Origin of the sequence: Romboutsia lituseburensis DSM 797 (assembly GCF_900103615.1) — a bacterium.
Classification (GTDB): domain Bacteria; phylum Bacillota; class Clostridia; order Peptostreptococcales; family Peptostreptococcaceae; genus Romboutsia_F; species Romboutsia_F lituseburensis.
This window is the reverse complement of record NZ_FNGW01000002.1, coordinates 523079-535021: the sequence shown is the minus strand read 5'-3', so window position 1 is coordinate 535021 and position 11943 is coordinate 523079. Positions and strand designations below refer to the sequence as shown.

14 protein-coding genes and 1 pseudogene are annotated in these 11943 nt (G+C 29.5%); all 15 read left to right on the top strand.

Translation table 11 applies throughout. The annotated features are described in order from the left end of the window. The first annotated feature begins 12 nt into the window (after window positions 1-12). The gene (locus BLP75_RS05670) at window positions 13-213 is read left to right on the top strand and encodes a 4Fe-4S dicluster domain-containing protein (protein WP_092724666.1); all 201 of its coding nucleotides are present in this window, start codon (window positions 13-15) and stop codon (window positions 211-213) included. Between the two features lies 1 nt (window position 214). Then, the gene (locus BLP75_RS05665; RefSeq protein WP_092724665.1) at window positions 215-793 is read left to right on the top strand and encodes a 4Fe-4S binding protein; all 579 of its coding nucleotides are present in this window, start codon (window positions 215-217) and stop codon (window positions 791-793) included. 183 nt (window positions 794-976) lie between these two features. Further along, window positions 977-1438, top strand: a complete 462-nt coding sequence (gene rimP / locus BLP75_RS05660) for a ribosome maturation factor RimP (protein ID WP_092724664.1) — start codon at window positions 977-979, stop codon at window positions 1436-1438. A gap of 29 nt (window positions 1439-1467) precedes the next feature. After that, window positions 1468-2547: a transcription termination factor NusA gene (gene nusA, locus BLP75_RS05655; protein ID WP_092724663.1), complete on the top strand. Its 1080-nt coding sequence runs from the start codon at window positions 1468-1470 to the stop codon at window positions 2545-2547. A 20-nt stretch (window positions 2548-2567) separates the two neighbouring features. Beyond that, window positions 2568-2843, top strand: a complete 276-nt coding sequence (gene rnpM / locus BLP75_RS05650; protein WP_092724662.1) for an RNase P modulator RnpM — start codon at window positions 2568-2570, stop codon at window positions 2841-2843. Continuing rightward, window positions 2833-3153 (top strand): L7Ae/L30e/S12e/Gadd45 family ribosomal protein, encoded by a 321-nt coding sequence (locus tag BLP75_RS05645; RefSeq protein WP_092724661.1) that lies wholly within the window; start codon window positions 2833-2835, stop codon window positions 3151-3153. The genes rnpM and BLP75_RS05645 overlap by 11 nt, the downstream gene beginning before the upstream one ends. A 14-nt stretch (window positions 3154-3167) precedes the next feature. After that, a complete protein-coding gene (gene infB, locus BLP75_RS05640) occupies window positions 3168-5111 on the top strand; it encodes a translation initiation factor IF-2 (protein ID WP_092724660.1) in 1944 nt (647 codons plus the stop codon). Between the two features lie 21 nt (window positions 5112-5132). Further along, complete coding sequence (rbfA, locus tag BLP75_RS05635) at window positions 5133-5522, top strand: 30S ribosome-binding factor RbfA (protein WP_092724659.1); 390 nt, start codon at window positions 5133-5135, stop codon at window positions 5520-5522. Next, complete coding sequence (locus BLP75_RS05630; protein ID WP_092724658.1) at window positions 5512-6486, top strand: DHH family phosphoesterase; 975 nt, start codon at window positions 5512-5514, stop codon at window positions 6484-6486. Before rbfA ends, BLP75_RS05630 begins: the two co-directional genes overlap by 11 nt. A 10-nt stretch (window positions 6487-6496) precedes the next feature. Next, window positions 6497-7408 (top strand): tRNA pseudouridine(55) synthase TruB, encoded by a 912-nt coding sequence (truB, locus tag BLP75_RS05625; protein ID WP_092724657.1) that lies wholly within the window; start codon window positions 6497-6499, stop codon window positions 7406-7408. A gap of 97 nt (window positions 7409-7505) precedes the next feature. Continuing rightward, window positions 7506-8450, top strand: coding sequence for a bifunctional riboflavin kinase/FAD synthetase (locus BLP75_RS05620; RefSeq protein WP_092724656.1), 945 nt, complete (start codon window positions 7506-7508; stop codon window positions 8448-8450). Between the two features lie 86 nt (window positions 8451-8536). Then, a complete protein-coding gene (rpsO, locus tag BLP75_RS05615; RefSeq protein WP_092724717.1) occupies window positions 8537-8794 on the top strand; it encodes a 30S ribosomal protein S15 in 258 nt (85 codons plus the stop codon). A gap of 237 nt (window positions 8795-9031) precedes the next feature. Then, on the top strand, window positions 9032-10174 hold the full coding sequence (locus tag BLP75_RS05610) for a pyridoxal-phosphate-dependent aminotransferase family protein (RefSeq protein WP_092724655.1): 1143 nt from the start codon (window positions 9032-9034) through the stop codon (window positions 10172-10174). A 19-nt stretch (window positions 10175-10193) separates the two neighbouring features. After that, window positions 10194-10735 (top strand): annotated as a pseudogene (locus BLP75_RS18600) (ECF transporter S component). 364 nt (window positions 10736-11099) lie between these two features. Then, complete coding sequence (locus BLP75_RS05600; RefSeq protein WP_092724653.1) at window positions 11100-11933, top strand: DegV family protein; 834 nt, start codon at window positions 11100-11102, stop codon at window positions 11931-11933. Window positions 11934-11943 lie beyond the last annotated feature (10 nt).

The window sequence follows — 11943 nt, the reverse complement described above, 5'->3', positions numbered from 1 at the left end:
AGGAGGGATTAAATGTTAAAGAAAAAAGCAATTGTAGATAAGAATTATTGTGTAGCCTGTGGTGCATGCGCAAAAGTTTGTCCATTAGGTATTATAAATATAGAACAAGGTGTATTTGCAAAAGTTAATCTAGATAAATGTGTAGGGTGTAGTAAGTGTGCGAAAACTTGTCCTGCATCAGTTATAGAAATACAAAAGATCGAGGTGAACTAAAATGAAAAAGAAAAAAACTTGGAAAGATTATATGTGGATTGTTAGTGCGTTGTATTTAACACTAGGAATATTTAATATATTATTTGCTTGGTTAGGGCTGTTATGTTTTTCAATACCATTATTAATATCGATATTTGGGGGAGGAAAAACATATTGTAATGTATATTGCGGTAGAGGTCAGATGCTAGATTTAATGGGGAATAAATTAAAGATGTCAAGACAAAAAAGCATACCACATTTCTTGAAAACGAAAGCTTTTAGATATGGATTTTTAATATTTTTCATGGTTATGTTTGGAAATATGATTTTTAGTACTTATTTAGTATTTGAAGGAACTAAAAATATGAAAGAAGTTGTAACTATTTTATGGACGTTTAAAATGCCTTGGAATTGGGTAAATACATCAATAGTTCAACCGTGGATAGCTCAATTTGCCTTTGGATTTTATAGTGTAATGCTTACATCTACAATATTAGGTGTAATTACAATGATATTATACAAGCCAAAATCATGGTGTGTATATTGTCCTATGGGAACAATGACTCAAATGATTTCTAAAGCAAAATATAAACCAGAATAATATATATATAAACTTTAAAAAATGTAATAAAACTAAGTAATAATCAAAAAATTTGCAACTGAAAGTAATATATGGTATTATAGTATATAAAATAGTATATTTTGCAGAAACTAAGAGTGAGACATGAACGTGCTCACTCTTTTGTTTTAAATTAAACTGACAATTGAATAAGGAGGGAAACCAATGAAAAAGAGTATAGAAGCTACAATTGAAGAAATGGTAGCTAAGATAACAGATCCTCGTGGATTTGAGATAGTTGACGTTGAATATGTTAAAGAAGCTGGAGAATACTACTTAAGAATATTTTTAGATAAAGAAGGTGGAATATCTCTAAATGACTGTGAAGCAGTAAGTAGAGAATTAAGTGAAGTTCTTGATGTTAAAGATCCTATAAAAGATAATTATTTCTTAGAAGTATCTTCACCAGGGCTTGATAGACCACTTAAAAAAGATAAAGATTTTGTAAGATACCAAGGAAGAGATGTTGAAATAAAATTATATAAACCAATGAACGGATCTAAGCAATTTGAGGGTGGGTTAGTTGGATTAACAGAAGAAAATAATATAAAAGTTATAATAGATGGAAATGAAGTTGAGTTTAGCAAAAAAGAAGTAGCACTTGTTAGACTAGCAATAAAGTTCTAGTTGAAAGAACATTAGGGAGGAAAAATAAAATGAACCACGAATTTATGGAAGCTTTAGACGAACTTGAAAAAGACAGAGGAATAGATAAAGAAACTCTTATAGATACTATAGAACAAGCGCTTTTAACTGCATATAAGAAAAACTTCGGTGCAGCTCAAAATGTTAGAGTTGAATTTGATAAAGATGGAGGAGACATAAAAGTATTCTCTCAAAGAGTAGTAGTTGATGAGTCTGATTTATATGATACTTTCTTAGAAATAGAGCTTAAAGATGCTTTAGAAATAAGCCCTAACTATGAATTAGGAGATATAATAGAACATGAAGTAACTCCTAAAGACTTCGGAAGAATAGCAGCTCAAACTGCAAAGCAAGTTGTAGTTCAAAGAATAAGAGAAGCTGAAAGAGAAATAGTATATACTGAATTTATGGACAAAGAAAATGAAATAGTTACAGGAGAAGTAGCTAGAGTAAATAAAAATGTTGTTCACGTAAATCTTGGAAGAATAGAAGCTGTTATGACTCAAGTTGAGCAAATACCAGGAGAGCATTACAAAGCAGGACAAAAAATAAAGGTTTATATACTAGAAGTGAAGAAAACTAATAAGGGACCTCAAATAGTAGTATCAAGAAGCCATCCAGGATTAGTTAAGAGATTATTTGAATTTGAAGTACCTGAAATATTTGAAGGAATAGTTCAAATAAAATCTATAGCAAGAGAAGCTGGATCAAGAACTAAAATGGCTGTTAAGTCTATAGATGAAAAGATTGATCCAATCGGAGCTTGCGTAGGTCCAAAAGGATCTAGAGTTAAAAATATAGTTGATGAACTAGGTGACGAAAAAATTGATATAATAAAGTATAGTGATGATCCAGCTGAATTTATATGTGCAGCTTTAAGCCCATCAAAGGTTGTTAAAGTTGATGTAAATGAAGAAGAAAAGTCAGCTTTAGTAGTAGTTCCTGACTACCAATTATCACTAGCAATAGGTAAAGAAGGTCAAAATGCTAGACTTGCAGCTAAACTTACTAACTGGAAGATAGATATAAAAAGTGAATCTCAAGCTGGGATTGAAGCTTCATCAAATGAAGATGATCAAATAGATGCATAAATGATAAGGAGGGGTGTTCTTTGCAAAAACAAAAAAAGATTCCTCAAAGAAAATGTATAGCTTGTCAAGAGAGAGACTCTAAAAAAGGCTTAATTAGAATAGTCAAAAATAAGGAGGGTCAAATATTTTTAGACCCTGCTGGGAAAGCAAATGGTAGAGGCGCATATATATGTAAGGACTGTGAATGTTTAAAAAAAGCTATAAAAACAAAAGCTTTGAATAAGGCATTTAAATTAGAAGTACCTAATGAGGTATATGAAAATCTACTTGAGGAGCTAAAGGCATATGAAGACTAATGAAAATAAGATATACTCTCTTTTAGGGCTTGCAACTAGAGCGGGTAAAGTAGTGTCAGGTGATGATTCAACACTACTTGAACTAAAAAGAGGAAAAGTAAAATTAGTTATAGTAGCTGATGACGCATCAGATAATACTAAAAAATTATTTAAAGATAAATCATCTTATAGAAGTATACCTTATGTATATTTCTCAACTAAGTTACAATTAGGATTGGCAATAGGAAAGGCTCCAAGAGCAGCACTAGGAGTAAAAGATGAGAATTTTGCCAAAACGTTAATGGAATTAATGGAAACAACAAAAATATAATAGGGGGTGATCTTGTGTCAAAAACAAGAGTATACCAAATAGCGAAAGAATTAGGAATGTCCAATGAGGATGTACTAGTTAAATTAAAAGAATTAGAGATAAACGTAGTTGATGAAAATTCTGAAATAGAAGAAGATGAATTAGAATTAGCTATGGATATATTAAAAGATGAAGTAGCAGCAACTAATGGACCAACTATAAAAATAGATGGAAAATTAACTGTTCAAGAATTAGCTAATAAATTAGATAAATCTGCATCTGAAATAATAATGAAGCTTATGAAAATGGGAACAATGGCATCAATAAACCAAGAAATAAGCTTAGAAATAGGATCGCTTGTAGCTAGTGAATACGGATTTGAATTAGTTCAAGGTGGATCTGATGAAGAAGAGTTAGAAGCAATAGAAGAATTACTTGAAATAGAAGAAGATAGAGAAGAAGATTTAGTAAAAAGACCACCAGTTGTTACTGTTATGGGACACGTTGACCACGGTAAAACATCTTTACTAGATGCTATAAGATCAACAAATGTAACTTCAAGTGAAGCTGGAGGAATAACTCAACATATAGGTGCTTCTGAAGTTATGGTAAATGGAGAAAAAGTAGTATTCTTAGATACTCCAGGACATGAAGCTTTCACATCTATGAGAGCTAGAGGTGCACAAGTTACAGATATGGCAATATTAGTTGTTGCTGCTGATGATGGTATAATGCCTCAAACAGTAGAAGCAATAAACCATGCTAAAGCTGCAAATGTACCTTTAATAGTAGCTATAAACAAAATAGATAAGCCAGGAGCAAACCCTGATAGAGTTAAGCAAGAATTATCAGAGCAAGGATTATTAGTTGAAGACTGGGGTGGAGATGTTATATGTGTTCCAGTATCAGCTTTAAAAAGAGAAGGTATAGATACATTACTTGAAATGGTACTTTTAGTTGCTGAAGTGGAAGAGTTAAAAGCTAATCCAAAGAAAAGAGCTGTTGGTACTGTAATAGAAGCTGAATTAGACAAAGGTAGAGGTCCAGTTGCTACTATACTTGTTCAAGGTGGAACATTAAATGTTGGAGATCCAATAGTTTGTGGTCTTGCAAGTGGTAAAGTAAGAGCTATGATAAACTCTAAAGGTAAAAGAGTAAAGGCTGCTACTCCATCTACTGCAGTAGAAATATTAGGATTATCAGAAGTTCCACAAGGTGGAGATCAGTTTGTTGCTGTTGCAACTGACAAAATAGCTAGAAATGTAGCTGAAAAGAGACAACAAATGGCTAGAGAAGAAATGCTAAAATCTAACCAAAGAATGAGTTTAGATGACTTCTTCTCTCAAATGGGAGATGCAGAAGTTAAGGAACTTAACATAGTTATAAAAGCTGATGTTCAAGGTTCTGTTCAAGCAGTTAAGCAATCTCTTGAAAAATTATCAAATGAAGAAGTTGCTGTTAGAGTAATACATGGTGGAGTTGGAGCAGTAACAGAATCAGATGTTATGCTTGCTGCTGCGTCTAATGCTATAATAATAGGATTTAGCGTAAGACCAGTTCCAGGTGCTGAAATGTTAGCTCAAAAGGAATCTGTAGACGTAAGAACATACACTATAATATACAAAGCTATAGAAGATGTTCAAGCTGCTATGACAGGTATGTTAGATCCTGAATATAGAGATGAAGATACAGGTAAAGCTGAAGTTAGAGAAACATTTAAATTATCTGGTGTTGGAACAATAGCAGGATGTTATGTAACTAATGGTAAGATATTCAGAGGATCAAAAGTAAGAGTAGTTAGAGATGGAATAATAATCCATGAAGGTGAACTAGCAGCTCTTAAGAGATTCAAAGATGATGTTAAAGAAGTTAACTATGGATATGAATGTGGTATGAGTTTCGTTAATTATAACGACATAAAAGAAGGCGATATAATAGAAGCTTATATAACTAAAGAAGTAGAAAGAAAATTAAAATAGATATAAAAGAGGTCGATACTAATGGCATCATATAGTAGAACTAAAAGAATTGCAGAAGAGATAAGAAAAGTTATAAGTACAATGCTTATAAGTGGAATAAAAGACCCTAGGATAAATTCTATGGTTAGTGTAACTGATGTTGAAGTTACAAGTGATTTAAGTTATGCATATGTATATGTAAGTATACTAGGTGGAGACGAAGAATCTACATTACAAGGACTAAGAAGTGCAGTAAGCTATATAAGAAGAGAAGTAAGTAAAAACGTAAAGTTAAGACATACTCCTCAAATAATATTCAAGGTTGATGATTCTATAAAAAACGGAATGTATATGGATGATTTAATCAGAAAAGTAAATAATGGAGCTACTGCATCTACAATAGATGAAGAAGAAGAGTTTGATGAAGAATAATATTGATAATATTATAGAATTTTTACATGGAAGTAACGACTTTGTCGTTACTTCTCATGTTAGTCCTGATGGAGATAATATAGGTTCTACACTTGGTATGTATTATAGCTTAAAAAAGTTAGGGAAAAACGTTTACTACGTTTTAGATGATAGCGCTCCTTTAAATCTAAATTTTTTAGTTGATGGAGTGAAAATATTAAAATCTAGTGAATTTGAACAAAAAGATTACAGTATAATAGCACTTGACTGTGGAGACAAAAGCAGAATATGTTTATCAGATGATATTAGAGATAGTGCAAAAACGATAATCTGTATAGATCATCATGCAAGCAATGATGCTTATGGTGATTTAAATTATATAGATGCAAATGCATCATCAACATGTGAGTTAGTATATAATCTTCTTGTTGAATTTAAAAATATTAAAGGTTTAGATTTAATAGATGAAAATATAGCTACAGCACTTTATACTGGGTTAGTAACTGACACAGGCAACTTTGCTTATTCAAGTACTCATCCAAGTAGTTTTGAAATGGCGAAAGAATTATTATTAAAAGGTGCTAAAAGAGATATGATAATACAACAAGTATTCCAAAGTAATCCTTATAATTACTATAAGTTGTTAGGAGAAGCTTTAAATACTTTAGATATTATAGATGGCAAAGTTGCAAGTATAAGTATAACAAAAGAAATGTTAAAAAATAATACTATAAGCTTTAATGATGTGGATGGAATTACATCATACACTAGAGATATCCAGGGTGTAGAAGTAGGTATTTTACTTAAAGAAAAGAAAGAAAATGAAGTCAAGGTAAGTTTAAGATCGAAAAATTATGTGGATGTAAGCCAAATAGCACAAAGTTTTAATGGTGGAGGACATGTAAGAGCAGCAGGATGTACTATCTATGATAGTGTAGAAAATGCTAAGAAAAAGGTCTTAGAAGCTGTATTAAAGACAATCTAAGGTGGATAATATGAACAAAATTGTAAATATAATAAAACCTACAGGTATGACGTCTCATGATGTTGTAAGTGCTGTAAGAAGAATATTAAATACTAAAAAGGTTGGACATACAGGTACCCTTGACCCAGATGCGTCAGGGGTACTACCTATATGTATAGGAAAAGCGACCAAAGTAAGTGAACTTATACTTAATAAAGATAAAGGGTATATTTGTGAATTAACTCTAGGAATAACAACAGATACTTATGATTCTTCTGGTGAAATAATAGAAATGGTTGATAATGTAGATTTTACTAAAGAAGAAATAGAAAATGCATTTGATACTCAAAGAGGACATATAGATCAACTACCTCCAATTTACTCAGCGCTTAAAGTAAATGGAAAGAGGATGTGTGATTTAGTAAGAAGCGGAAGAGCAGATGAGATAAATTTAAAAACTAGACCTGTTAATATAAAAGAACTTGATATATTAAGTATAAAAGAAAACAAAATAATGTTTTATGTTAAATGTTCAAAGGGAACTTATGTAAGAAGTATTTGTTTTGATATAGGTAAAGAGTTAGGTTGTGGAGGACATATGTCATTTTTACTTAGAACATCGTCAGGTAAATTTGACTTAGACAACGGTATAACAATAGAAGAATTAGAAGAATATAAAAATAATAACACGTTAGATAAGTATCTATATGATATTGACTATGTATTATCTAATTTTAAACACATTGTTATTCATCCTAATGCTGAAAAGTACTATATAAATGGTGGAATTATAGATGAAAGAAGATTCCTAGAAAAAACATTTGATAAAAATGATGAATTTGTAAGAGTGTACAATGAACAAAAAGAATTTATAGGAGTAGGTAAACTATCAAAAAAAGACAACACGATAAGTGTTAAAAGTGATAAACTATTTATAGTATAAGAAATTTAATATTTTCTATTTGTTTAGTTAATAGTGTTATATAAAATATAAGGTAATTAATAAACAAGTGAATTTTAATTTAAATGGGGATATCATTATGAATACTATAAAATCTATAAATGAAATAAATAATAAAAATAAAAGTGTTATAACTATAGGGAACTTCGATGGTCTTCATAAAGGTCATCAGGTTCTTATAAAAGAAACTGTAGACTATGCTAAGAAGAACAACATTCAAAGTATAGTATTTACATTTGAAAACCATCCGGGCAATTATTTTATACCAAATTCCGTAAAAAATATTATAAGTGAAAAGCAAAAGTTAGCTATACTTAAAAATATGGGCGTGGATATGGTTATAAGTATACCTTTTGATGATTATATGACTAAAATTACACCTAATGAATTTGTAAGAAATATTTTAGTTAATAAACTTAATATAGAGAAACTTATAATAGGGCATGACTTCACATTTGCAAGAAATAAAGAAGGAAACATTGATTCATTGCAGCTATTATCACATAAATACAAATTTAAGCTACAGGTAGTAAGTCCTATAAGAATAAATGGAATAAGAGTAAGTAGTACGAAAATTCGAGGTTTAATATTAGAAGGTAGTTTGGATAAAGTAAGACAATATCTAGGATATAATTATCAATTAGAAGGTAGAGTAATTCATTCAAAGAAACTAGGAAGAACAATAGGATTTCCCACTGCAAACCTAGAAAGTGATAATAATATGGTTATTCCTAAAAATGGAATATATGCAACTAAAGTATATGTTGAAGATAAAGTTTACTTTGGTGCAACAAATGTAGGTTATAATCCTACTGTAAATGGTAAAAGTTTATCAATAGAAACTAACATTTTAGAGTTTGATGAAGATATATACGGTAAAAATATAAAAGTTGAATTTTTAGAAAGAATAAGGGATGAAAAGAAGTTCTCATCTCTAGAAGAATTAAAAAATCAGCTAGGAAAAGATACTAATTATGTTTTTGAAAAGTATATTTGCAAAACTGAAAAATGTATGATAAAATAATTCAAGTAACCATTACTCGGCATTTAATTACTCCAATTAGTGCTTAGTGATAGGCGATTTTAAATTTATGGAGGTAAATCACAATGATGATGAACAAAGAACAAATAATAAAAGAATACGGAAGAAAAGAAGGAGATACAGGTTCTCCAGAAGTACAAATAGCTTTATTAACAGCTAGAATAAATGAGTTAAATGATCACTTAAAAACTCACAAAAAAGACCACCACTCAAGAAGAGGATTATTAAAAATGGTTGGTAGAAGAAGAAACTTATTAGCTTACTTAAAAGATAGAGACTTAGAAGGATACAGAGCGTTAATAGCTAAGTTAGGATTAAGAAAATAATAATTTACTTTATGATATAAAAGAGAAGGTATATACCTTCTCTTTTTTGTACAAGTATACCTATATCAATAATAAAAAAGAGCTGATTTTTAATTAGCTCTTTTTTTATTGAAGAAAATTAAATAGTTAATACTGTAAAAATGTATCCGTACAATTTTGAAATAAATTAAAATTGTACCATAATATAGGAAAGTAATATACAATATTTATGAAAAGGTATGCAAGGAGGTAAAAGGAATGAATAATAAAATAGTTTATACACCAGGACCAACAGATGTAAGAGAAAATGTAAGACTAGCTAGAGCTACTAAAACTACAAATCCTGATATAGATAAGGATTTTGTAAATTTTTATAAAAATACATGTGACAAAATAGGAAAAATAATAAATACAAAAAATGATATTTATATATTGAGTGGAGAAGGCATATTAGGTCTTGAAGCAGCGTGTGCATCTTTGACAGAGGCAGGGGACCGCGTGTTAGTCATAGATAATGGAATATTTGGAGAGGGATTTAAAGATTTTGTTAGCATGTATGGAGGAGAGGCTGTCCTTTTTAGTCAGGATTATAAAAAGGATATTGATATAAAAAGTTTAGAAGAATTTTTAGAAAATGATCATAACTTTAAATATGCCACTGTCGTGCATTGTGATACTCCTACAGGGGTACTTAATGATTTAAGTAAAATATGCCCATTATTAAAGAAATACGGAATATTAACAGTTGTAGATTCAGTTGCAGCAATGGTTGGAGAAGAACTTAAAGTAGACGAATGGATGATAGATATAGTTTTAGGAGGATCTCAAAAAGCCATATCTGCTCCTGCGGGATTAACTATAGTGTCTATTAGTAAAGATGCTAAAAATATTATAAAAAATAGAAAGTCTAAAATAATTGGATTTTATTGTAATTTAAGTATATGGGAAAATTATTATGAGAAAAAGAGTTTTCCTTATACAATGCCAATAAGCGATATTATTGGTTTGGACAAGGCTATAGATAATGTTTTAGAAGAAGGCATACAAAGTGTATTAGCTAGACATGATAAAATAGCGTACGCAACAAGAAATGCAATAAAAGACTATGGATTAGGGCTATTCTTAGAAAATGGTTATTCAAACACTGTAACTGCAGTAAAGATACCTGAAAATATAGGTGCATTAAATTTATCAAATTATATGCTAGAAAACTATAATACTTTAGTTGCAACATCATTATCACAATACAAAGATAAGCTACTTAGAATTGGACATATGGGGGAAAATGCTAGAATAGATAAGATATTAAATATATTAAACACAATAGATATAAGTTTAAGAAAAATGGGATTTAATGGTAAGTATAACTTAGTGGATAGATTTAACAAGTACTACAAATAAAAAATAGGGGGGAGTTTTTATGGAGGTAACAAGCAAAAGTAATCAAAAAAATACAACTAGGGATTTAGTTGAAACAGCATTACTTATTGCATTAGTATTTATAGCTACTAGATTTATAAATATAAGATTACCAATAGCATCAAGTGGCGGGCTTGTTCATTTAGGAAATACAATGCTTTTTATAGCAGCCATAGTTTTTGGCAAAAAAAAGGTGCTATTGCAGGTGCTTTTGGTATGGCTTTATTTGATTTATTATCAGAATGGGCAATATGGGCACCGTTTACATTTGTTGTAAGGGGAATTATGGGATATATAATAGGTCGTATAGCTTGGTCTAATGGCAAAGACGGAAATAATATTATAACTAATATAATAGCAATAGTATTATCTGGTATATGGATGATATTTGGATATTATATTACAGAAATAATATTGTATGGAAATCACATTAAAGCAATGGCATCTATACCTGGAAACATAACTCAAATAATTATAGGTATGATTATAGGTATTCCTGTAGCTCAGATTTTGAAAAAACATATAAAAATAAATATTAAATAAAATTTTAAGATAAGCATGTTTTTAAATTATTTTTTAGAAACATGCTTTTTATAATACTAAAAAACACACATATAATTTAATAAAATTATTATTTTAAGTTTTAGGACAAGGTTTTATGCTAAAAAAATACTGTGGTAAATTTTGCATCAAATTTAAATTTGATATAAAATATACTTTATAGAAATTTAAATCTATGAATAGTACTGTTTCTATGAAAATGATATAAGATGGATATAAGCTGTGATTATATTTTAGCGATTAAGATAATAATTCAAAATATAAAAGGTGATTTTGGTATATGTAGAGAAATAAAAAGGGTGGAAAATCAGAAATAAATAAAGCAAAATATGAGGAGGAATATGTAATGAAGATAAAATTAATTTGTGACAGTCTATGTGATGTACCCGAGGAATTAGTAAAGAAGCATAATATAGAAATTATACCATTAACTATAATAATAAATGAAAATGAATATAAAGATGGTGTCAATATAAGTAATGAAGAATTTTACAAAATGATGAAAGAAGGAAAGGATGTACCAAAAACATCACAAGCAACATACATGGAATTTAAAGAAGCCTTCGATAAATATGCAAAAGATTATGAAATAGTTTGTATAACAGGATCATCAAAATCATCAGGTACATATCAAAGTGCGGTTATGGCTAAAAATGATACAGAAGGAAAGATAGAAGTATTTGATACATTAACTTTATCATTAGGAAGTGCTCAGTACATAATTAAAGCATGTGAATTATTAGATACGGGAATAGATAGTAAAGGAATGATAAAAGAGTTAGAAAATATAAGAGAAAGTGTAAATTTATTCTTTGTGGTTAATACATTAGAGTATTTAAAAAGAAGTGGTAGAGTATCAGTGACAACAGCTACTATAGGTAATATGCTAAATTTAAAACCAATATTTGGTGTTAAGGATGGAAACATATCTTTATTAGATAAAGTAAGAGGTAAAAAACATGCTGTTCATACTATAATAGATTTAATAAAAGAGAAATATGAAACATTAGAAGATAAAAATATAATAATTGGATACGGATCAAATGAAAAAGATTTTAATGAATTAAAGAAAGAAGTAGAGGAAAATATAAAAGCAAAATCTATATATATGACAAGAGGAGGAGCTTGTATTTGTTCTCATACAGGTCCAGAAATTTTAGCGATAAGTTGTTCAAACTAGATATGATTAA